The organism is Carnobacterium divergens DSM 20623, from assembly GCF_000744255.1.
In the GTDB taxonomy this organism is placed as follows: Bacteria; Bacillota; Bacilli; order Lactobacillales; family Carnobacteriaceae; genus Carnobacterium; species Carnobacterium divergens.
In genome coordinates this window covers 786865-808838 of sequence record NZ_JQLO01000001.1, presented here as the reverse complement: position 1 = coordinate 808838, position 21974 = coordinate 786865, and the positions used below count along the sequence as shown (strand labels likewise).

General features: G+C 36.0%; 22 protein-coding genes, 1 pseudogene and 1 riboswitch. Of the genes and pseudogenes, 1 reads left to right on the top strand and 22 read right to left on the bottom strand.

The window, feature by feature from the left end:
• Positions 1 to 5: 5 nt before the first annotated feature.
• The 8 genes and pseudogenes from coaBC to BR52_RS03955 all read right to left on the bottom strand — a co-directional run bounded on the left by coaBC (position 6) and on the right by BR52_RS03955 (position 7118).
• Complete coding sequence (gene coaBC / locus BR52_RS03990; protein ID WP_034569399.1) at positions 6 to 1211, bottom strand: bifunctional phosphopantothenoylcysteine decarboxylase/phosphopantothenate--cysteine ligase CoaBC; 1206 nt, start codon at positions 1209 to 1211, stop codon at positions 6 to 8.
• A 181-nt stretch (positions 1212 to 1392) separates the two neighbouring features.
• Positions 1393 to 1608, bottom strand: coding sequence for a DNA-directed RNA polymerase subunit omega (rpoZ, locus tag BR52_RS03985; protein WP_034569396.1), 216 nt, complete (start codon positions 1606 to 1608; stop codon positions 1393 to 1395).
• A 6-nt stretch (positions 1609 to 1614) separates the two neighbouring features.
• Positions 1615 to 2229 carry a guanylate kinase gene (gmk, locus tag BR52_RS03980; RefSeq protein ID WP_034569395.1) on the bottom strand — a complete coding sequence of 205 codons (615 nt, stop codon included), beginning with the start codon at positions 2227 to 2229 and terminating at the stop codon, positions 1615 to 1617.
• Between the two features lie 39 nt (positions 2230 to 2268).
• Complete coding sequence (locus BR52_RS03975) at positions 2269 to 3150, bottom strand: YicC/YloC family endoribonuclease (protein WP_034569393.1); 882 nt, start codon at positions 3148 to 3150, stop codon at positions 2269 to 2271.
• A 17-nt stretch (positions 3151 to 3167) separates the two neighbouring features.
• The gene (locus BR52_RS03970; protein ID WP_034569391.1) at positions 3168 to 3386 is read right to left on the bottom strand and encodes a YdbC family protein; all 219 of its coding nucleotides are present in this window, start codon (positions 3384 to 3386) and stop codon (positions 3168 to 3170) included.
• 77 nt (positions 3387 to 3463) lie between these two features.
• Positions 3464 to 4825: a patatin-like phospholipase family protein gene (locus tag BR52_RS03965; RefSeq protein WP_034569388.1), complete on the bottom strand. Its 1362-nt coding sequence runs from the start codon at positions 4823 to 4825 to the stop codon at positions 3464 to 3466.
• Between the two features lie 26 nt (positions 4826 to 4851).
• A pseudogene (locus BR52_RS03960) lies at positions 4852 to 6212 on the bottom strand (TrkH family potassium uptake protein).
• Between the two features lie 33 nt (positions 6213 to 6245).
• Entirely contained in the window at positions 6246 to 7118 is an 873-nt protein-coding gene (locus BR52_RS03955; RefSeq protein ID WP_034569386.1) for a DegV family protein, read from the bottom strand.
• Positions 7119 to 7275: 157 nt separating this feature from the next.
• On the opposite strand from BR52_RS03955, the gene BR52_RS03950 reads away from it, so the two are divergent.
• On the top strand, positions 7276 to 7602 hold the full coding sequence (locus tag BR52_RS03950; RefSeq protein WP_034569382.1) for a hypothetical protein: 327 nt from the start codon (positions 7276 to 7278) through the stop codon (positions 7600 to 7602).
• A gap of 80 nt (positions 7603 to 7682) precedes the next feature.
• Here BR52_RS03950 and BR52_RS03945 read toward each other — a convergent pair whose 3' ends face one another.
• The 14 genes from BR52_RS03945 to BR52_RS03880 form a co-directional block, all read right to left on the bottom strand.
• Positions 7683 to 8597 (bottom strand): osmoprotectant ABC transporter substrate-binding protein, encoded by a 915-nt coding sequence (locus BR52_RS03945; RefSeq protein WP_034569380.1) that lies wholly within the window; start codon positions 8595 to 8597, stop codon positions 7683 to 7685.
• A gap of 85 nt (positions 8598 to 8682) precedes the next feature.
• On the bottom strand, positions 8683 to 9348 hold the full coding sequence (locus tag BR52_RS03940; RefSeq protein WP_034569378.1) for an ABC transporter permease: 666 nt from the start codon (positions 9346 to 9348) through the stop codon (positions 8683 to 8685).
• A 4-nt stretch (positions 9349 to 9352) separates the two neighbouring features.
• Positions 9353 to 10276 (bottom strand): osmoprotectant ABC transporter substrate-binding protein, encoded by a 924-nt coding sequence (locus BR52_RS03935; RefSeq protein ID WP_034573484.1) that lies wholly within the window; start codon positions 10274 to 10276, stop codon positions 9353 to 9355.
• A gap of 23 nt (positions 10277 to 10299) precedes the next feature.
• Positions 10300 to 10935 carry an ABC transporter permease gene (locus BR52_RS03930; protein ID WP_034569376.1) on the bottom strand — a complete coding sequence of 212 codons (636 nt, stop codon included), beginning with the start codon at positions 10933 to 10935 and terminating at the stop codon, positions 10300 to 10302.
• Positions 10936 to 10951: 16 nt separating this feature from the next.
• Positions 10952 to 12142 carry a betaine/proline/choline family ABC transporter ATP-binding protein gene (locus tag BR52_RS03925; protein ID WP_174222331.1) on the bottom strand — a complete coding sequence of 397 codons (1191 nt, stop codon included), beginning with the start codon at positions 12140 to 12142 and terminating at the stop codon, positions 10952 to 10954.
• Positions 12143 to 12333: 191 nt separating this feature from the next.
• Positions 12334 to 13782, bottom strand: coding sequence for a cardiolipin synthase (gene cls, locus BR52_RS03920; protein WP_034569370.1), 1449 nt, complete (start codon positions 13780 to 13782; stop codon positions 12334 to 12336).
• A 142-nt stretch (positions 13783 to 13924) separates the two neighbouring features.
• Positions 13925 to 14506 carry an energy-coupled thiamine transporter ThiT gene (gene thiT, locus BR52_RS03915; RefSeq protein ID WP_034569369.1) on the bottom strand — a complete coding sequence of 194 codons (582 nt, stop codon included), beginning with the start codon at positions 14504 to 14506 and terminating at the stop codon, positions 13925 to 13927.
• Between the two features lie 74 nt (positions 14507 to 14580).
• Positions 14581 to 14687, bottom strand: a riboswitch (TPP riboswitch).
• Positions 14688 to 14753: 66 nt separating this feature from the next.
• Positions 14754 to 15266: a hypothetical protein gene (locus tag BR52_RS03910; protein WP_034569367.1), complete on the bottom strand. Its 513-nt coding sequence runs from the start codon at positions 15264 to 15266 to the stop codon at positions 14754 to 14756.
• A gap of 14 nt (positions 15267 to 15280) precedes the next feature.
• Positions 15281 to 15700 (bottom strand): hypothetical protein, encoded by a 420-nt coding sequence (locus BR52_RS03905; protein WP_034569366.1) that lies wholly within the window; start codon positions 15698 to 15700, stop codon positions 15281 to 15283.
• An 82-nt stretch (positions 15701 to 15782) separates the two neighbouring features.
• Entirely contained in the window at positions 15783 to 16637 is an 855-nt protein-coding gene (locus BR52_RS03900; RefSeq protein WP_051915625.1) for an alpha/beta hydrolase, read from the bottom strand.
• Positions 16638 to 16663: 26 nt separating this feature from the next.
• Complete coding sequence (locus BR52_RS03895; RefSeq protein ID WP_034569364.1) at positions 16664 to 17689, bottom strand: nucleoid-associated protein; 1026 nt, start codon at positions 17687 to 17689, stop codon at positions 16664 to 16666.
• Between the two features lie 134 nt (positions 17690 to 17823).
• Positions 17824 to 19872 (bottom strand): heavy metal translocating P-type ATPase, encoded by a 2049-nt coding sequence (locus BR52_RS03890; RefSeq protein WP_081890695.1) that lies wholly within the window; start codon positions 19870 to 19872, stop codon positions 17824 to 17826.
• Positions 19873 to 20009: 137 nt separating this feature from the next.
• Positions 20010 to 20489: a GNAT family N-acetyltransferase gene (locus tag BR52_RS03885; protein WP_034569361.1), complete on the bottom strand. Its 480-nt coding sequence runs from the start codon at positions 20487 to 20489 to the stop codon at positions 20010 to 20012.
• A 112-nt stretch (positions 20490 to 20601) separates the two neighbouring features.
• Positions 20602 to 21939 (bottom strand): M20 family metallopeptidase, encoded by a 1338-nt coding sequence (locus BR52_RS03880; protein ID WP_034569359.1) that lies wholly within the window; start codon positions 21937 to 21939, stop codon positions 20602 to 20604.
• Positions 21940 to 21974: the final 35 nt, after the last annotated feature.

Below are 21974 nucleotides of genomic sequence, written 5' to 3'. Positions count from 1 at the left end.
ACCCTTTATTTCTTGATTTTTGATAATGCCACTTGTAGAATTTCGTCAGCAATTAAATCTTTACTGCGGACAGACACATGAATAGGTTCTTGATCATTCGTGAAAATGGTCACTTCATTGGTATCTGAATTAAATCCAGCATTACTTTTTGAGACATCATTTGCAACAATCATATCGGCTTTCTTTTTAGCTAACTTTCCTTTAGCGTATTCTGCTAAATTAGTTGTTTCTGCCGCAAAGCCAATTAGTAATTGATGGTCTTTCATTTTGCCTAGCGTCGCTAAAATATCGGTTGTCTTTTCTAATTCTAAAGTAAGCAAGGACTCCGTTTTTTTTATTTTTTCTTTCGCTTCTTGAATTGGTCGATAATCTGAAACGGCAGCTGCCATAATTACGATATCGCTTGTTGCAAATCGTTCTAGGACGGCTTGCTCCATTTCCTGTGAGGATTCAACGATGACTCTCGTCACATTAACGGGTAAGGGCAAATTGCTCGTTGTGCTGATTAAGGTTACGTCAGCACCTAATAAGCTCGCTGATTTTGCTAAGCTGTATCCCATTTTCCCTGAGGAATCATTGGTAATAAAGCGAACTGGATCAATTCGTTCTTTGGTCCCACCAGCTGTGATGATGACTTTTTTAGTTGATAATGGCAAATCAATTTGTTGTTCCAATAATCCAGCTTCAATAAATGCTAAAATTTCATCTGGTTCAGGTAGGCGACCTTTTCCAACATAGCCTTCTGCTAAAAAACCAGTATTTGGTTCAATAATCATTCGTCCATCGACTTGTAATGTAGTTAAATTGCGGACAGTTGCCGGATTTTCAAACATGTGTTGATTCATTGCAGGTGCGATAAAAATTGGGGCTGTTGTCGCTAAAAGAGCGGTTGAAACGAAGTCATCTGCAATTCCGTTCGCCATTTTGGCAATGATATTAGCGGTTGCCGGAGCTACGACAGCTAAATCACACCAATCAGCCAAGTGAATATGTGCGACTTCTGAACTCACCTTTTCATCAAAAGTATCTAGGTAAACATCATTTTTACTTAACACTTGAAAAGTCAATGGTGTGACAAATTCAGTGGCAGAAGCAGTCATTGCTACTTTTACATCTGCTCCTGCTTTAATAAATTTCCGCACCAAATCACAAACTTTATAAACAGCAATGCCACCTGTAACATAAACGGCAATTTTTTTGTTTTTTAACATACCCAACAACTCCCTTGTTTGAAATCATTCTTTTCTATTTTACTAAAAAAAAGTCGTTTTGTCTTTGGAATTCCGTTAAAGTCTTGGTTAAACTTTTTTAGCATGGATTTAGAATAGAAAAGAAGCAAAAGCGCACAAACTCGCCTTTGCTTCTTCTCGTTGAATTTCTTTATTTAATCGTTTATTCTTCTGGTCCAACAGTTGTTGGATCAATGACTAAGTCTCCTGCTTCTACTTCTTCCAAAGCGCGGCCGACATTTTTATAAGATTGATACTCTTCTAACATTGGCATTGCGTTATCATGTAACTCATGAGCGCGTTTGCTGGCTAAAATCACCAATGAATATTTTGAATCGATTTTTTCTAGTAAGCTATCAATAGACGGATGTAACATCATAATTTCCTACAACTCCTCAATCATTTTTTTATAGCGGTGAAGCACTCGTGAAACTTTTAAGTGTTCACTTTCAATAATTTGTTTGATATTGCGTACGGCATTTTCCACTTCGTCATTTACAACGGCATAATCGTATAAACGCATCATTTCAATTTCTTCTACCGCTTTTTTCATACGTTCTTCGATCACAGACATCTCATCTGTTCCTCGTCCTACGATTCTAGACTTTAATTCGACTAAGTCTGGTGGCGTTAAAAAGATAAAAACACCTTCTGGCATTTTTTCTCGAACTTGCAACGCTCCTTGAACTTCAATCTCTAAAAAGACATCTTTTCCACTCGCTAATGTTTCTTCAACATATGAAAGTGGAGTCCCATAATAATTGCCGACATACTCAGCATACTCTAATAAGCCACCATTTTCAATCAAAGTTTCAAATTCTGCTCTTGTTCGAAAGAAATAATCAGTTGCATCAACTTCGCCAGCACGTTTATTTCGCGTTGTCATGGAAATTGAATATTCAAAATTGTTGTCTTCATTTTCAAAAATTGCTTGTCTTACTGTTCCTTTACCAACACCTGATGGTCCTGATAAAACAATTAACAAACCGCGTTCTGTCATAATGTCTCCCACTCCATTGTCTCATTTAATTCGTTTATATTATTCAATGTTTTGTACTTGTTCTCTAATTTTTTCAAGTTGTGTCTTCATTTGAATGACCGCATCCGTCAATTGAATTTGAGTTGCTTTTGAGCCAATTGTATTTACTTCACGGTTCATCTCTTGAATCAGAAAATCAAGCTCACGTCCAATAGGAGTATCTTTTTCTAATAATACACGCAATTGAGCAAGATGGCTATCAAGTCGCTCTAATTCTTCATGAATGTCGGCTTTTTCTAATAATAAGGCTAATTCAGTTAACAGTCTTGGTTCATCAACTAATCCTCCAGCAACTTCCATTAACTTGGTACTCAAACGTTTTTGATAATAGGCTTCAAAGCTCTCCGTATGGGTGGCAACTTCTTGAACTCCTTTTTCAAATTCAAACAAGTGATTCGTTAAGTGTTGTTTTAATCGCTCGCCTTCAGCTTTACGACTAGTGACCAATTCAATTAACGCTTGGTCCATGGCTTCTTGAATCAAGTTCATCAAATCATCGTTGGCTATTTTTTTCTCTTCAATCGCTAAAAAATCACCTGTGGCAATTAATTGAGTTAAGCTAGGTGTAAAATCAATTCCTTGTTCTTGGTATTTTTTATTCGCTTCTGAAACAAATCCAACAGCTTCTTCAATCAAGGACCAATTAACTTGGAGTTGTTTTTGATTTTCTGCGGTTTGTTTTAGATTGATGTAAACTTCAACACGCCCTCGTTTCAAAGTAGCTGTAATTTGTTTACGAATCTCACTTTCAAACGCATTTAATTCTTTTGGAAAACGACTAATGACTTCTAAAAATCGATGATTGATGGATTTAATTTCAATATCAATTTGGTAAGCAGCTGAGTGGATTGAATGCCTGCCAAATCCTGTCATACTTTTCATAAAGAACCTTCTTTCTCTTACATATCTTTTAAGTGTTCTTTTAAAACAGTGATTTCTTCGTTGGTTAAGGTCAAGCCTTTTCCCATTTTTTCATGATCTGGTGCCCAGTCACGAATATCAAACTTAGGAGGATTGCCATTCCAACTGACCAAATTAAATTCTTTTCGCCACCCTTTTGCATTTTCAGAAAGTACAGCGATTTCTTCCATGATTTCATATGAAAATTCTTTTGCCATCCTTATCACCTCAATTAAAATCAAGCTTTATTACAGTTTCCTTGAATTTGAAACTCACCAAATAGTGTACCATAAAATCAATGCTGGTAACAGTTCTTTTTTAGTTGATAAAGGTAGACTGCCATTAAGAACGCAATTGGTTTGCGCTCAATTAAAAATTGTTTGCGTTTTGACTGTAGCAAGCTGGCTTGATGTTGTTCTAATTGTTCCAAAAAGTAAACGGTCATTTTGACATTCGAAATAAAGGGCAACATTTCAGAATAAGCTGCTAGCCATTCGTCTCCACTATAAATACGATTGCTTTCGTCTAGCTCAAAGAGTGTTGTGGAATCGATTTGACTCGCAATTTTTTCAAATTTAGTGATTACGGCTTGGTTAAACTCGTCAAAAGAATAAATCTTGACGGGATTAATGCGTAGCATTTTACCTGTTAATTCGTGAATGGCAAAGCTTAGCTCACGTTTACCTACTCGCCCTTTAAAACTTAACCGTAATTTTTTTAATAAGAAGCGTTGGGTATCTTTATCAGTAAGATACGATGTTAAAAAAGATTCTTTGTCGCTGTGTATTAGTTTACGCGTTGTTTCGTAAAAAATTTTCTGGTGGGCCTTGAAAGAGTCATTCTCAAATGAGTACCAACTACCTTGTAGTTTGCCATAGGCTTTCAACGTTTCTAGATATCCTAATCCAATATTCAGCTCAGAACGAGCGCCATCAAAAAGCAAGATTGTTCCTAATGACCATTTACTAGACAATTCGCATACTGTTGCACCAGTTGGAACTTTCACCCTTCTAGTTATCCCTGGTCCTTTGACATCGACTACAATAAAATCTGTCGCACCTTTTTTAATCGCTAAATCAATTGGAATATTGTCATGATACCCGCCATCAACATAGCTTTTAGTTCCAATTTTAGTAGGTTGCATCATTGGAAAAAATGAGGCGCTTCCTAATAAATAAAGATTGACGAACCCTTTAGGAATTTCATCCAAAAAGAATGAAGCTGAACGCATCGTTGGAAACTCCGTCATTGCAATACCGAATTCAATGCCTCGATGACGCATCCGCTCTTCATCTAATAAAGGATCAATAATATTGGTTTTCAAGGGATTGGCACTAATGCCTTTGTTTCTAAAGGCATCTAATAAAAATTGACTAACCACTTTACGGTACCCTTTAAAATCAACAATATTTCCTGAAAAATCAATGTCTAGTACATGATTGGTTTCAATAGCTTCCCACATTTCACGAGCCGCTTCGTAATCTCCTTGAACAATCAGTCCGCCGTTTAAAGCTCCAACTGAAGTACCTGTCACCACCTGAAAATCGATCCCTAATTCCAACAAGCCTTGCCAAACACCAATTTGATAAGATCCTCTCGCACCACCGCCACCTAAAACCAGTGCTGTTTTTCGATTCTCTTGGCTTTGCATTTTCATTAGTTCCTCTCCTTTCTTAACTACTTTCACCCTATAATCGTGGTTTCTTCCGGGTATCTAATTTTCCCAGTGTAGGTTGTATCTTTTTTGATAAGCGATAATAAGATTGTGAAAATACCCACTCGACCAATAAACATCAATCCCATAACCAAAAATTTCCCAATAGCAGTCAATTCTGATGTTAATCCTAGCGTTACCCCCACCGTTCCAAAAGCAGAGAAAACTTCGAAAATAATGTATTCAACCCCACATTTTCTGGCAAGGTTTCTGTAATACTCAACAATACAATGGCCGTTGTGATGATTGACATTGTTGTAAAAAGCAGAACAAACGATCGATTGACGGTTTTAATATTAATCGTACGTCCTAAAAATTGCGTTTCTTCTTTTCCTTTAAAAATCGAGAGGGCATGAATAACCAACACACCAAAAGTGGATGTTTTAAGTCCGCCTGCGGTTGAACCAGATGAGCCACCGATATACATAAAAAAGCAAGTTAATAAAATACTCGCGTAACTTAGATCATTATAAGAAATACTGTTAAAACCAGCTGTTCTAGGTGTAATGGCTAGAAATAACGTATTCATCATACGGTCGAACCAATTTAATGAGCTCATTTGACCTAAATTGCCTTCTATTAATAAAAATAAAACAAAGCCACTAATAAGCAACAACGATGTTACGATTAGTGTTAATTTAGTGTGAAATGAAAAGCGCTTATTTTTTTTGTAGGTCAACAAGTCACGCCAGACAATAAAACCTAGTCCGCCTGCCACAATTAATAAACTTAAGACCAGTAATACATAGGGATTTTTTTGAAAGGATTCCAAACTGTTGCCAAATAAATCAAATCCCGCATTACAAAATGCCGAAATAGCATGAAAAATGCTATAAAAAATACCTTTTCCAATACCATACTTAGGAATAAAATCTATCATTAAAAGTAGTGCTCCTAATAACTGAACACCAATAGAGAATTTTAAAATATAGATAACTAGATTAATACCACCTGATAATTCATCGATGTTTAACGCTTCTTTCATAATAATGCGCATCTTTAAATTGACTTTTCTTTTTGATAAAAAAAGAATAAAAACGGTGAAGGACATAAACCCTAGACCGCCAATCTCAATTAACAACATGATAATTAATTTACCAGCCAAACTCCAATGAAGTGCGGTGTTTAGTGTAACTAAACCCGTTACACAAACAGCTGATGTCGCGGTAAATAAGGCATCAATTAAATTGGTGGGTTGATGATTACTGGCTGCAAAAGGCAACGACAATAAAAAGCCACCAATCAAAATTGTACTTAAAAAACCTAATGATAAAAATTGAACAGGAGATAATTGCCAATAAGAGTGTTTTAATTTATTTTTTCTTAACATTTAATTGCTCCTTGATTAAAATGATGAACTTAATTATTCGACTCTTTTTGAACCGAATGAAAAAATAGCAACCGAACCAAATCCCGTATGACTTGCAATCGTTGGACCAAAAGAATAGACAAGAACTTCTTTGACGTTCAGACGGTTTACTAATTCTAATTTTACTTGTTCAGCTTCTTCTGGTACACCTACATGACCTACTAGAATCGTTTGCTCAGTTGGGTTTTGAATCCCTTCAACGGTTTTATCAATCAAATAATTCAACGAACGTTTACGTCCACGAACTTTACTAATCGGAACCAGACCGCCTGCTTTATTGACGATAATAATCGGCTTTACATTTAATAACGAGCCCATTGTTGCTGCCACCGATGAAATTCGACCCCCTCGTTCTAAATGCTTCAAGTCGTCCACAGTCACCCATGAATGGAGATTCATTTTATTTTCTTCTACCCAACTAGCAACCTCTGCCAAGCTTTTTCCTTGTTCTTTTAATAACGCTGCTTGGTAGACTAATAATCCTTCTCCTAGACAAGCTGCTTTTGTATCAATTACAGTGATATTGACTGTTTGAAACTCTTCTTTCAGCATTTCGACAGCTGCTAATGCGTTATTATAGGACCCACTTAAAGCTGAAGAAAAAGCTAAATATAGAACGTCTTGTTGTTTTTCAACAAATGGTTTAAACATTTCATAGTAGGTTCCAATATTGATTTGAGATGTTGTCGCTATTTTCCCGTTTTTTAAATCTTGAAAAAAAGCATCTTTATCAAACGTTTTGCCTAAATCATCCACTAATTCTTCCCCTTCTAATTGAATGGTCATACTAATAATGGCTATTTGGTGTTCTTCAACAAATGATACTGGCAAGTCTGAACATGAATCGGTTATTAATTGAAAACTCATTTCTCTCACTCCTCTAAACACTTACAAAATTTACCTCTATTATTGCATGTTTTTGCCTAAAATTATACTCTTCAAAAAATAAAAAAGAAAAAGCTTGCAAAAGTGAACGTTTGTTCGTATAATAGATTTAACAAACAAACGTTCGGAGGTTTTAATCATGGAAAACTATTTTGCAACAAGTCAGCTTCGCCCTTTTAGTTTTTTACAAAAGAAAGTCACTGTCGGTCATAAGGAAACTCTTCAAGTTCACTCACAAATGCCACAAGCACAAATTCTTTTTTTCTTAAACCAAGCCTATCAAAAAAGAAAACCGATCGTCATCCAAGTTAATAAAACCAAACACATTCTTGCAATTAATGAACATACAGGTATTCTTCGTTACTCTCCAACGGAGCAACATCGTGCTATCTTAGAGAGCTCAAACCAAAACACAACCTATATGATTGATTTTAAAGACATCCGTCATATACGTATAGCAAATTAAAAACCTGAGATTGAAGTGGGTCATACTAAAAACTAGTACTATAAACTAGCTTTTCGTATCCACATCTTTCTCAGGTTTTTTTATTTAAAATAATGATGTTCTTTTAAAAATTTTTCTGCGACTACACTTGGTTCCATTAAATCATTGTCTACTTGATAATTCAATTTCTGCATCGTTTCAGTGGAAATTTTGCCATCCAATCTTTCTAAAACTGGCGCAAGTTTAGGATATTTTTCTAAAATTTGTTTTGTTGCAACTAAACTGGCATCATATGGTGGGAAAAAGTGCCGATCATCTTCTAAAATCTGTAGATTGTAACTGCCAATTCGGCCATCTGTTGAATAGCCGAGGACAACATCCATTTTACCAGCAGCTAATGCGTCATAAACTAACCCGATTTGCATCGGATACACTCGCTTAAAGTCAAAACCGTATTCTTTTGTAAAGGCAGGATAGCCATCTCCTTCACGTTTTAGCCAAGTGGTATCAACACCTGCTTCTAGTTGGTTCGCCACTGCTTTTAAATCACTAATTGTTTTTAAATGGTATTTTTCAGCGGTCTCTTTCGTGACCATAAAAGAAAAACTATTCGCAAATCCATAAGAAGGAAAGTAAACATGATCATATCGTTTAGCAAATTCTTTTTTAACAATTTGGTAGGCTTTTTTTGGATCTTTTTCAGCAGGGAGTTGCAACAACGTCGTTAAATCTGTTCCTGAGTATCGAGCAGCTGCAATGTCTGCATCTCCATTTAATAAGGCTTGATGGTTAATATTTGCAGAACCAAGATTATTGATTAAAATAACCGGTTCCTTTAATTCATGTTCAATCATGCCCCCAACTATACTCGCTAAAATCTGAGATTCCGACGTGACACCACCCGTTACTTTGATAGCCTCTCCATTTTTTCCATTACTAGATAAACCTGGCAAGCCACAACCACCTATTAGCAACATTAATAGTAATAATATACTTATTTTTTGATTCTTTTTCATTGTTTCACCTCCTAAGTTTTCACTCTTTTAATTTCAAAATAAAAAACGAATTCAGATCAGAATGAATCTGGTTCGTTTTTTATCACTATATTTTACTAGTTGCTTGTACGGGATCTAATTTCCGTTCGAAAAATCCTAATACTAAGTCACTAATGATAGCCATAAAGGCAGTTGGCAATGCTCCTGCTAAAATAATGGCCGTTCCATCAGTAGCATTGGTTCCTCTCGTAATGATATCCCCTAAACCACCTGCTCCAATAAATGAACCAATTGCGGTAATTCCGATTGCGACTACGAGTGCATTTCGAATCCCTGCCATAATTACGGATAGCGACAGTGGCAATTCTACCATATAAAGAATTTGGAATTTCGTCATTCCCATTCCTTTTCCTGAATCTAAAATATTACGATCAACGCTTCTCAAACCTGTATAAGCATTCTTGATAATTGGCAATAATGAATATAAAAAGACAGTCACAATAACAGTGTTTACGCCCAATCCTAAGCCTAACATCAAAATAGACAACATTGCTAATGAAGGAATCGTTTGAATCACATTTGCCATACCAATGACCCAACTAGCTAATTTCGTATGACGGGCAATCCATATCCCAATTGGTATCCCAATCACGGCTGCAAATAATACACCATAAATGGAGATTAAAAAGTGGCGCATAAATTGGCTGAAAACATAGGAGCCATTTTGATTAAAATAATAAATCAATTGCTCAAATAAATTCATATTTTCCATAATTTTAGTTGTCTCCTTTGCTAAAATAATCGTGTTCTTTTAAGAAGTCTTGCGCAACAACTTCTGGTTCAATCAAGTCATTATCTGCTTTGTAATTTAATTGTTGCATGGTTTTTGTATCAATTTTACCTTCAAGCTTTTCTAAAATCCCGTTTAACTTAGGATAGGCTTTTAAAATAGCATCTGTTGCAACAGGACTGGCATCATAGGGTGGGAAAAATTTTAAGTCATCTTCTAAGACAACTAAATCATAACTTGCAATCCGACCATCCGTTGAATAGCCTAGTACCGCATCCATTTTTCCAGCAGCTAGCGCATCGTAAACTAACCCAATTTGCATTGGATAGACACGTTTAAAATCAAAACCATAGTCCTCTTTAAATGCACGATAACCGTCACCCTCTTTTTCTAACCAAGAGCTGTCTACACCTGCATTTAATTGATCGGCAACTTTTTTGAAATCGCTAATTTTTTTCAACTGATATTTTTCAGCAGTTTCTTTCGTGACCATAAAAGCATAGGTATTCGCAAATCCATAAGAAGGGTAATATTTTTGTTTGTAGCGTTCTTCAAATTCTTTTACAACAATGTCCATTGCTTTTTTAGGATCTTTCTCGGCTGTCATTTGCAACGTTGACGTTAAATCCGTTCCCGTATAACGAGCAGCTGAAATATTCGCATCTCCATTTATCATTGCTTGATGGTTAATCGTTGTTGATCCTAAATTATTGATGACTTGAACTGGTTGATCGGTATAGTGTTCAATCATCCCTTTGACAATACCTGCTAAAATTTGTGTTTCCGTCGTTACGCCACCCGTCACTGTAATGGCATCTTTTCCCGCATCGCCACCTAATCCTGGCAAACTGCAACTACTCAGAACAAGTGCAACCAAGAAAAGTGCCACAATGTTCTTAGATTTTCTCATTGTGTTCATTTTTGGTTTTCCTCCTAGTCATTTGTACGAAGTGAAATGGGTGTAATCCAGTGTTCGAGTTTTCCAAGTAAGAAGTCAGCTAATAAGGCTAAAATTGTTACCGGAATTGTCCCACCGATAATCAGTGCTGGTTTATAAAGATTTAATCCATTGAAGATAAAGTCTCCTAAACCACCTGCTCCAATGTATGAAGCTAACGTTGCCCAAGCAATGACATATACGGCACCTAAACGGATACCTGCCATAATCACAGGTGCTGCTAATGGCAATTCAACCATTCGAATGGACTGAAAATTTGTCATGCCCATTCCTTTAGCAGCATCTTTTAAATTGGGATCAACATTTTTTACTCCTAAATAAGTATTTCTTAAAATAGGAAGCAAGGAATAGATAAAAAGTGCTACAATAGCGGGAAACTTCCCAATCCCAAAAATTGGAATCATTAAGGCTAACAACGCTAGCGATGGTACCGTTTGTAATACACTTGCAATTCCAATAACAACGGAAGCTGTTTTCTTTGTTCTAGTTAACAAGACGCCTAATGGCACTGCTACGATAATGCCTAGCCCGAGAGCCACTGCAGAAATATAAAGATGTTCCCACGTTTTAAGCAACAGCTCTGAGCCATAGGTATTTAAAAATTCAATCATTTTTTAGTTCCCCTTTCTACTCATTGCTTTCCTTAACTTCGACATTCTTTTCATTAGCTGGTACCGTTTCTTCCGAATCATCGTCTCCCCAAATAGTATCGTAAACGACATCTACTAGACTTGCTCTTGTAACGATTCCTACTAATTTTCCTGCATCATCTACAACTGGTACATATTTAAGTCCACGTTTTAAAATACGTTGAACCGTATCACGTAATAAGGAATCTTTGCGAACAAAGAAGACGTTCTTACTCATAATATCCCCTACACTTGTAGCAGTACGATGGTTGTAATCGATACTTTCAATATCAATATACCCTTTTAAGATCCCCGCATCGTCAGTTACCAACAAAGTATCCACTCGTTTATCGCGCATCAAGCGAATGGCTTCTGTTAATGATTTGCCTGGTGTAATGGAGATTGGCGTTTTCAACATCACTTGTTCAACCGTTTGAATATTCGGACGTGCTTGAATCAAACGATCATGCCCAATAAATTCTTCAACAAATTTATCAGCTGGTTCGCGTAAAATATTATCTGGCGTGTCAAATTGAACCACTCGACCTTCTCGCATAATCACAATTCTGTCTGCGAGCTTAAGGGCTTCATCCATATCATGGGTTACAAATATAATGGTTCTTCCCATTTCTTGTTGCAACTGCTTGACTAAATCCTGCAAGGCTTCACGGGTAATAGGATCTAGCGCACCAAAAGGTTCATCCATTAAAATAATATCTTGGTCAGCTGCTAATGCACGAACAACTCCAATCCGTTGTTGCTGTCCACCAGATAATTCAGATGGGTAGCGTTCAAGAAAGTCATTTGGTAAATCAACCAGCTTGATTAAACGATCTGCAATCTCTTTACGTTTATCTTCTGGCCATTTTAATAATTTAGGAACAAGAACAATATTTTCACGAATTGTCATATGTGGCATTAATCCGATTTGTTGAATGACGTACCCAATCTTGCGGCGCAATTCCACTGGATCTGTCTTAGCAATATCTTCCCCATTGATTAAAATTTGTCCCGATGTTGGTTCAATCATACGGTTGATCATTCTCATCGTAGTTGTTTTCCCACTACCGCTGGTACCGATAAACGCAATAAATTCGCCTTTTTCAAAATTTAAATTGACGTCATCAACTGCTTTTTTTCCACCTTTATAAATTTTTGAAACATTCTTGAATTCTAACAATCGATTCACCCCATTAGTTTTTTATTATTTTTGCATAAATAAACAAAAAGAAATACGTCTTCTCTTCTATTATCCATGAAAAAGTCCTATCTTTCAAATCAGACACACTGAAATCATTAAATTTTATCAAAAAAAACGCATAAATCAACTCTTTTGTGAAGTAAGATTTATACGTTTTCGGTAGAAAATTATGCAATTTTTTATAAGATGGGTGACAATAATCTGGAGAATTCTTGTTTAAACTTCATCCAGCGACTTTGCTGATCTAGTAACTCTTTTGTTAATAAATGACATTTTTCAATGTCTTTTTCGTATATTTGTTTTAAATCTTGTGCGATTACAGGATCATAAATGAAGGCATTGACTTCAAAGTTTAATTTAAAGCTTCTAAAATCAAGGTTTGCTGTACCAACTGAAGCAATTTCGCCATCAATTACCATTGTCTTCGCATGTAAAAAGCCGTTATCATAAATATACACCTTCGCACCCGCATTTACCATCTCGCCTGCAAAATAAGTGGTTGCTCTGTAAACGAATGGATGATCTGGCTTATTTGGAATCATAATCCGTACATCAATTCCAGACATCGCAGCTATTGTAATAGCATCTAACACACTGTCATCTGGAATAAAATAGGGCGATTGGATATAAATCGATTCTTTTGCCATACTAATCATCTTTAAATAGCCTTTTTTAATTTGTTGCAATTCTGAATCTGGTCCGCTAGAGACAATTTGCATATTGGTTTTTCCGTGATTTTTGCTTAATGGAAAGTACTCTTCTTTGTAATCAAATTTTTGTTTTACAACAGCTGCATTCCAATCCATTAAAAATCGACTTTGTAGAGCCAAAACGGCATTCCCCTCAATTCGAAGATGCGTATCACGCCAATAACCAAATTTTTTCACTTTCCCTAAATATTCATCTCCTATATTGAATCCTCCAATATATCCGACTTTCCCATCAATAATCACAATTTTACGATGATTTCGATAATTCAAACGCAAATTTATAATCGTCCAATGAGAACCAAAGAACGGTTCTGCTTTGCCACCTAATTTCTCTAAGTTCTTAAAAAAGCGATGCTTGGTTGAGCGAGATCCCATCGCATCATAGATAACTAACACTTCAACACCTGCTGCAGCTCGTTCTTCCAATGCTGCTAAAACTCGATTTCCTAGCTCATCTTGATGAAACGTATAATACAATAAATGAACATGGTGTTTGGCTTGTTGGATATCATGAATCAAATGATCAAATTTTTCTTTTCCATCGGTAAAAATCTTCAATTCATTTCCTTTGGTTAAAATCGATTCATCGCTTTCCAAAAATAAACTTGCCATTTCTTTTGTATTTTCATTACTTTGTTTGCTTGACAGCAATTCATCTTCCGCAAGCATTTCTTTTTGAGCCAAAACAAGTTCACTCATTCCAATGCTTTCCTGCGTCTTAATATCAAAAATTTTCTCTCGAGAGATTTTTTTACCAACAAAAAGATACGCAATAAACCCAATTCCCGGTAATAAAACAAGGACGAGCAACCATGCCCACGTGGCTGCTATATCTCGCTTTTCACGAAAAACTGTGATGATAGCTAAAAAAATATTAATCAATGTCACAAGAGCGATAACAAGTAAAATAGTATTCATAAAAGCCTCCTTTAAACGAACTTAATTCTTTATTATCTTACTATGAAGTTTTTCTTTTAGCTACTAAAATCTTATCTCATTTATAAAAATAATTCTTTTTCTAATAAAAAAAGGACCCTGTCAAAGTCCCTTTTTAAAATTCTTATTTTTTTAGCCAACTTGTTTCTTTCGAAAGAAATAAGTCGGGTGCTGTAGCAGCCACAATCACTAAAACAACACTGGTGACAATTCCTGTTGCCAATGCGCTTCCCCCATTCATAATAAAGGAAAACCAAACCGCACTCATTCCCTTTGGAGCATAACTTCCCCAAAAATAAAATCCTGCTACGAAATGCCAAAAGAAGCGGGCGAATGTTCCAATAAAAGTTCCCACTATAATATAGCTCACCATTTTCCTACGTTGCCTAGTCACGATTGATTCTCGTACTTGGCTGGCTACTACGCCTGCAAATCCCGTAAACATAAACGCGATAAAATATTCTATAAAGCCTTGTAGTAAATTTAAAATAGCCACATTTCCAACTAAAAAATGCAGAACGCCCCATAAAAATCCAGCAACAATTCCTGCTGCTACTCCTCTTCTAAAACTAAAAAGAATAAGCGGAATCATTCCTAATGAAATGGTGAAATTTGCTCCGATATTTGTTGGTAAAAATGACAAAACGATTGCAAGTGCCGCACAAATCGTTCCTTCAATCCAGATGGTTAACTTTGTTTTTGACATAAAAAAAACTCCTCCTTTGAATGTGTCGAACAGTGCCACACAACAAAGGAGGAGCTGAATGATTCTTTTTATCATCGTCGCCCCGTCACAATTCCTACGCTCGTACTAACGAACAGGTTCGAAGGGTTAGAATCCACTTGATTCAATCTCAGCCGCATTTGCAGCACCCCTTTGTGATGGTTGTTCTATTAATTTATTTTACGTTCTTTATCATACCAAGCCTTTTTTCATTCGTCAACTTTTGAAGTTATTTTAAGTGTTCAGCTAAATAAGCTATTTTTGCAAAATCCTTTTGATTATTTTTCTGATTTCGGTAACTATCTTTAGAAGAAGCTTGATAAAGTTGATAATATTGAGTGGCATTTAAAAGTCGATAACGTATCTCTTGATCTTCTATTTGCTTAATGTCATCTAAGGCAATTCCTGCAAATTCAGGCAGTGTATCAATAACTGAAAATTCAACTCGCAAGGTTCCTTTTTCAAAAGCATGCTCGTGTAAATCAACCAATGAGAAACCTAATCCTTCAAGTTGTTTTTTTACTTCTTCCCATTGGTAAATGATTTCTTCAACCGGAGCTGACCATCCCCTGCTATCTCCTGGAATATGTATATCAATATCTCCAACATCCCAATTTTTAGTTGTTACAATCTCAAGACCTAGTGAACCCATTAAAACCGGAACAATTCCACATTCATTTAGTTGTTTGGCAACGGATAAAAACACTGAATATTTTGGATTTTCATAACCATACGCTTTCATTCTATCCTCTCCTATTAAATGATTTTTCCCAATTGTTTTTTACGTTGATACAAGCTTAACAAGGCTATTAAAAACCAATAAATACTTATTAAATAAATACTCGCAACAAATTGCAATTTGCCATTTACCATGATTGCTTCTATTTTATAGTTGGTAACCGTTACAGCGAAGGCTGTGATACTCATAACAAAATAAAATAAAATCATTCTTTTTTTAATACTCGCTTCATGACCCAGCGCACCTTTCCAACTCGTCATTACACCAAAATAAAAGGAACTAAACAACAATAAAATCCATGTTTCTAAACGATTGGTTTCCGCCCACTGAAAGCCAGTTCCAGTCAGAAATTGATTCATAAGAAATAACCCAATAAACACTAAAAATGAATAGTAGCCATATTGATACCTCAGATTTTTACGATCTTTTCTCAACAATTCACATCACTCCTTTTATTCAGTATAAGGAAACAGAAAGTAAACTACAACGCGTTTGTTAATAGCTTTATTCGCTACAATGCTAATTCTCATCTTGATAAATAAATGCCTTCACTTGTTTTTGTACCTTTGAATTATCTAACAAGTCACTATGACCTGTTTGTTTGCCAGTAATGATGCTTTCTTGATAGCTTGCCACTTGCTTTTTGATAAATAGCCGACTAGCTAATGCGCTTTGTACAGGAACTACGCCATCACTATGCGTCTCATTTTTTTCTTGATCTCCAGCTATTGCCAAAACCTTTAACGACGAAGGCAATTGCGTTTGTTTTTCAGTAAAATTAGTTAATAGATGGCTCGCTTTTTTCACTTCTGTAAAGGCTAGATTATTGTCGTTATATTCGGCTTTTGTATCATTAAATGGCGTTGCAATGGTTATCAAGCGATTCATTTGGGGATTTGAGGTTGTTTGATAGTTCTCTAAATAAGTCGCTAAGACTAATCCTCCATTTGAATGACCCACAGCATCAAAAGTCGAAAACGGGTATTTTTTTTTGACGTCTAGCACTACGTTTTGAAACCATTTAGCTTCAATATCTACTGCTTTTTCGGTATTGTCTTCAAAACCGACAACGATAAAAGGACGCTCACTACTTTTTTTCAATTGATTTAAATAGTGAATCTTGCCATCTTTTTTAACTTGAATTTTTAGGGCTGCGTTGCTAGTCACCTGTTCCTCCATCAACGATTCCGTAAAGCTATTAAAACGTTTATTCGTTGCATTCGTTCCTGGTATCAAAAAAACAGGATTTTTTGCAGTTTGTTCTTCAGTGGGAACTTTAGGAAGTTGCTGTTGTTGATAAAACCGAATTCCAAAATAGCTTGTTGCAAGTAACGTTATAAGGACAAGGGCAAGCCCTTTAAAATTCATCTTCATCCACTAACCACTCCTTTTGCTTCCTGCTAATAATAAATTTTAAGGTATTTTCGTTTTTCCACTTCATCGAAGCCTTCCACCATATCCTTTTCAGTTAGCTGATTGACATCTTTTACAACAATTGAAATGTTATTATTGATTTTGATTTTATTTTTGACTTTTTTAGAAAAAGCTTCTTTATTTTTCTCATTTACTTTAAAATTATCAGGAAACGTCACTGCATGGGTTTTTTCATAGTTTGCAACGACTGTCTTAAATTCTTCTTGCTTTGATTCTTCTACCAACGTATCTGCAAAGTCTTCCAAATTGATTTCTGGCTGAACTTCTAAATATTCTTGTGCTTCTTTAATAAAAGTTGATTTTCCAACTAAGCTTTCATCGTCTTTTTTGACAAATTCCGCACAGATATTCACAAAACTTTCTGCTAATAGCGTGTCGTCTAGGACTTTTTCAATGCCTAAAAAATGTTGTTTCCAATACACGCTTTCTCCCCTCGTTAAATTGTCTAACGCAACAACGCGGTAGCCATCTTTTTCCTGCAGGTTAAAAACAATACAAGCTTTATCAATGTCTTTTTTAGTGATTCCTTTTTCATACCCAATCGTAACCGATTGCTGATTAAATTCATTTTTTAAGAAAACTTCTTTGTTTTCAACTTTAAAAATTCCAATCGCATCGGTTAATTCCCCTTCAATGATGCATTCGTTTAAATAAATCAACCACAAATCCCCTGATTTGACATTGGGATGGCTAGACGCTTCATACAGTTGCTTTAATAAATCAACCGACCCTTCAAAAAAAGAAGTTTCTTCATTAAAAATTTTACGAATGTAATTGTACGCTTCGTTATAATCTAAGCTTGTTGAGTGTGAAAAATGGTTTGTTGTTTCACTTTTAAAGGGAGATAAGAAAATTTCATTTAACACGGCGGTCATTTCTTCATCCAGTTCTTCAATAATATTATCTGCAATTTCATACCCTTGCTCTTGTGCTTTATTGCCTACAAAATGGACAATTATTTGACGCATTTTGGCATAAGAAAAATCAATCATTTTGTTATACACCTATTTCATTTGGATTCCCATTTGGGTTCAAAACTATTATACTCTATTTCTTTGCAGCTCGCTTCTACTTCATTAAAAAAATCAACTTTCCAACAGAACATACCTGTTAGAAAGTTGATTCTTTAGTGATCGATTTTTAATAATAACGCGTTAAATGCTACTACAACCGTACTCAATGACATTAAGACTGATCCAACGGCAGGACTTAATACAACTCCAATCGGAGCTAGAATCCCCGCAGCTAAAGGAATCGCAATAATATTGTATCCGGCACCCCACCATAAGTTTTCAATCATTTTTCTAGTAGTATTTTTGGCTAAGGATAGAAAATGTAGGGTATCAAGCGGATCGCTTTTCACTAAAATCACATCTGCTGAATCAATCGCAATATCCGTCCCTGCGCCAATTGCGATGCCAACATCTGCCTTTGCTAAGCTAGGGGCGTCATTTACTCCATCCCCTAACATCATCACCGTTTTCTCTTTTTGTTGATACCTTGCCACCATTTTTTCTTTTTCCTCTGGCAGAAGGTTCGCGTAGAATGTTTGAATTCCAACTTTGTCTGCAACTATTTTTGCTGCTGCTTGGTTATCGCCAGTCAACATTACTGGTTGAATCCCTCTATCCAATAGTTCCTTAATAAATTGAGAGGCATTTTCTTTGATTTTATCTCCTTGAGCAATTAACCCTATGACTGTTTCTTCAATCATTAAATAACTAACAGAATTTCCCTCCCCAGCTAATTGATTGAACTGTTCTTGATCAAATGCACCTTTTTGTTTCATCAAATAGGATGCGGTCACTATTTTTATGTTTTGGTGATTGATTGTTCCTGATAATCCAACACCTGGTATCGCTTGAACTTCACTAGCTGTTGGAAGTTTCACTTTTTCTTCCTCTACTCTTTTTAAAATACCCGTTGCTAAAGGATGACTCGATTTTTGTTCTAAAGCTCCTGCTATTTTTAAAATATCTAGTCTTGAATAGTCTGATTTGAAGCTTTCAATTGCAGTCACGCTAAAATCCCCTTCTGTTAAAGTTCCGGTTTTATCCATTAAGATGACATCCACTTTTTTCGCAGATTCAAGTGCATTTTTATTCCGGATCAATAAACCATTTTTAGCACCAAGTGAAGTGGAACGTGCGGTAACTAAAGGAACTGCTAGTCCTAGCGCATGGGGACAGGCAATCACCAATACCGTCACCATTCGTTCTAAGGGCGTGTTGATTTCTTTCGTAATAAACAACCAACTTACAAATGCTAAAATCCCTACGCTCAGCGCTACATAAAACAACCATTTTGCTACTCGATCAGAAAGCGACTCTACGGCTGATTTTTCTTCTTTTGCACTGCCAACTAAAGCCATTACTTGAGCTAGATAACCAGACTCACCCGTTCCAGTAACACTAATAGTGATCGTCCCTTCACCGTTAACCGAACCGCCAATCACTTTATCTTTCACTTGCTTTTTAACAGACTTCGCTTCCCCAGTAACCATCGCTTCATTAATACTAGTCGTTCCTGCTTCGACAATTCCATCTGCTGGTATTTTTTCGCCTGCCTTCACTTGCAACAAATCTCCGATTGCAACTTCTGATAAGGGAATTTGTTTTGTCTTTAAAGAAGTTGAGTCAATGATCGTCGCTTCATTTGGCAACAATTCCGCCATTTTTTTTAAGGCATCTCCAGCATTACTAATAGCTCGCATTTCTATCCAGTGTCCCAGTAACATAATGACGATTAACGTTGCCAATTCCCAGAAGAAATCCATAACATGTGGCTGATTTGGTAAGAAGTGATTGCTGATAAAAGCATAGACACTATAAAAGTAAGAAACCGAAATTCCTAAAGCAATTAGCGTCATCATTGCCGGACTATGAGCCTTTAGCTCCATTTTAGCTCCACTTAAAAAAGGCTTTCCTCCGTAGAAAAATAGGATCGTTCCTAATAACAAAACAAGCCAATCTGATCCTTTAAACGTAATTTGAAAAGGCAATTCCAGCCCCATCATTGGAGATAATAGAATAATCGGAATGGCGAGTAATAGCGAAACTAAAAACTTTTGTTTTAAATTCCCCATGTGTGCCATATGTTCCATCCCACTCATTTCTTCGTGATCCATTCCTTTCATATCGTGTGGGTCCATTGAATGATTCTTCATCGAATCCATAATAATCCCTCCTCTATCTACGACTACACATGTAATCGTTTTGGTTTATCTTTACAATACTGCGCCTTTGATTAAAAGTCAATTCATCCAACTTAAAAAGAAACTTGCTACTAATCATCAGCAAGTTTCCTTTGTTATTATAAATCCATTGAATAGATCAATTGAACGCCCAGTTCACCGTTAATTCTTCTTTTAGTATCATAAAACCCTGATTTTAAATAAAGCATCTGTGCCCCTATATTCATGTGATTAACAGCAAGTACAACTTCATTTACTTGTGGAAAGTGTTCATTAATAAAGGGTTTTAGAGTAGACATGGACTCTTTTCCATACCCTTTTCCTTGATAGCGATCATCAATGGAATACGCTCGCAATAAAATGGCATTGGGATTATCAGTGTAAGGCTCCACTCCAATACCAACCTGCAAAATAAAAAAACCAACGAATGCCTCCTCTTTTAAAATCATAATAGGATGCTTTTCAACTTCATACAATGTCTGAGTCATTGCGTCCATTGGCAACGAAGTAAAATGACTATCTTCTAAGAAATAACTTGCTAGCAACTCTCCATCACTCACCCGTGCTTCCCTTAACCAAACTCCAACTTCCTTTTTCATGCCTTACACCTCTCTCCATACAAATTTCTTTTATTTTAGTATATCATGTTGCCTTAAATTAGAAAATTTTTATGAAAAAAGACTAGAAGAAAAATCTTCTAGTCTCAAAAGTTTACTTGCCTGCCAAACGATAAATTGCCTCCGCGTAAATGTCCATAGCTCCATAGATATCTCGCAAGGACATTTTTTCATTTGCTTCATGAAAAGTAATCGGAGAATCTGGGAAAACCGCACCAAATGCCACACAATTATCCATTGTTCTAGCAAAAGTTGCTCCGCCTGACGTCATTGGATCTGAGAAATCCCCTGTTTTATCACGATATACGCCTAATAATGTTTCAACTAACGTTGATTCTAACGGTACATAAAGTGACGCTAGATAATCAAATTCTTCATATTTGAGATGATACTTTTTCGCTACTTCCGTAAGTGTTGCAACGATCTCGTCTTTGTTAACAGTTACTGGAATGCGAATATCAATACCAATTACGGACTCGTTTTCATCTACATTTAAAGAAGCAACGTTGAAGGTCAAAATACCAGAAGCGTTATCTTCTACTTCGCCAAATAGCTTGATTCCACGTGCATCTTCCTTGACTTCATTTGCAATAAAATCAATGGCTTCTGATTTTGTAATCATTTGAAGAGCCATTGCTAAACGAGTAACGGCATTGATTCCTTGATTTGCATCTTTTGAATGAATGGATTTCCCTAAAACCACCACAGTTTCATTTTCCATCTTATAGTTAAATCCTAATTTTTCAAGTTCGGATTTCAATGCTTCTTTAAGTGGACCTTTGTATCGTGCTTCTGCTGGAACAACGTTTAATGCATCTCCACATGCCACTGCAATACCCTTTGATCCTTTGCCTTTTAGTTTTACTTGTAACAAACCTTTTTCAGCAAACGTTAAAGGAAATTCAGCGTCTGGTGCAAAACCCATTACTGCTTTTTCTTCTTTTTCATTGTATTTATCCATACATCGCCATAAGTTTTCTTCATCCGTTCCAAAGATAAAGCGAATTCGTTTATCAAATTCAACTTCTGCATCAATCAAGGCTTTCATTCCATAAAGAGCTGCCATCGCTGGCCCTTTATCGTCTTGTGAACCACGTCCAAATAAAAAGTCATCACGAATCACACCTTCAAATGCTGGTGTTTCCCATAACTCTTCATTGCCTGGTGGCACAACATCTAAATGACAAAGAACGGCTAAAATTTCTTTTCCATCTCCATAATCTGCATATCCATAATAGCCTTCTGGATCTAGATAGGTTTTAAACCCTAGATCTTGACAAATGTCCAATGTTTTTTCTAATACCTTTTGAATGTCCTTACCAAATAAGGTGCCTTCAGTATTCGTTTCTCTTAAATAAGATGGGTAACTAATTAATGTTTGAATGGTTTCAATACAAGCTGCTTGGTGTTCTTTTGTAACAAATGATTTCACAATTTAGCCCTTCTTTCCATTATTTTTTAAGATTC

Coding starts and splice junctions, on each gene's coding strand:
- coaBC (WP_034569399.1), bottom strand. CDS start 1,211: ATGTTAAAAAACAAAAAAATTGCCGTTTATGTTACAGGTGGCATTGCT.
- rpoZ (WP_034569396.1), bottom strand. CDS start 1,608: ATGATGTTACATCCGTCTATTGATAGCTTACTAGAAAAAATCGATTCA.
- gmk (WP_034569395.1), bottom strand. CDS start 2,229: ATGACAGAACGCGGTTTGTTAATTGTTTTATCAGGACCATCAGGTGTT.
- BR52_RS03975 (WP_034569393.1), bottom strand. CDS start 3,150: ATGAAAAGTATGACAGGATTTGGCAGGCATTCAATCCACTCAGCTGCT.
- BR52_RS03970 (WP_034569391.1), bottom strand. CDS start 3,386: ATGGCAAAAGAATTTTCATATGAAATCATGGAAGAAATCGCTGTACTT.
- BR52_RS03965 (WP_034569388.1), bottom strand. CDS start 4,825: ATGAAAATGCAAAGCCAAGAGAATCGAAAAACAGCACTGGTTTTAGGT.
- BR52_RS03955 (WP_034569386.1), bottom strand. CDS start 7,118: ATGAGTTTTCAATTAATAACCGATTCATGTTCAGACTTGCCAGTATCA.
- BR52_RS03950 (WP_034569382.1), top strand. CDS start 7,276: ATGGAAAACTATTTTGCAACAAGTCAGCTTCGCCCTTTTAGTTTTTTA.
- BR52_RS03945 (WP_034569380.1), bottom strand. CDS start 8,597: ATGAAAAAGAATCAAAAAATAAGTATATTATTACTATTAATGTTGCTA.
- BR52_RS03940 (WP_034569378.1), bottom strand. CDS start 9,348: ATGGAAAATATGAATTTATTTGAGCAATTGATTTATTATTTTAATCAA.
- BR52_RS03935 (WP_034573484.1), bottom strand. CDS start 10,276: ATGAGAAAATCTAAGAACATTGTGGCACTTTTCTTGGTTGCACTTGTT.
- BR52_RS03930 (WP_034569376.1), bottom strand. CDS start 10,935: ATGATTGAATTTTTAAATACCTATGGCTCAGAGCTGTTGCTTAAAACG.
- cls (WP_034569370.1), bottom strand. CDS start 13,782: ATGAATACTATTTTACTTGTTATCGCTCTTGTGACATTGATTAATATT.
- thiT (WP_034569369.1), bottom strand. CDS start 14,506: ATGTCAAAAACAAAGTTAACCATCTGGATTGAAGGAACGATTTGTGCG.
- BR52_RS03910 (WP_034569367.1), bottom strand. CDS start 15,266: ATGAAAGCGTATGGTTATGAAAATCCAAAATATTCAGTGTTTTTATCC.
- BR52_RS03900 (WP_051915625.1), bottom strand. CDS start 16,637: ATGAAGATGAATTTTAAAGGGCTTGCCCTTGTCCTTATAACGTTACTT.
- BR52_RS03895 (WP_034569364.1), bottom strand. CDS start 17,689: ATGATTGATTTTTCTTATGCCAAAATGCGTCAAATAATTGTCCATTTT.
- BR52_RS03890 (WP_081890695.1), bottom strand. CDS start 19,872: ATGGATTCGATGAAGAATCATTCAATGGACCCACACGATATGAAAGGA.
- BR52_RS03885 (WP_034569361.1), bottom strand. CDS start 20,489: ATGAAAAAGGAAGTTGGAGTTTGGTTAAGGGAAGCACGGGTGAGTGAT.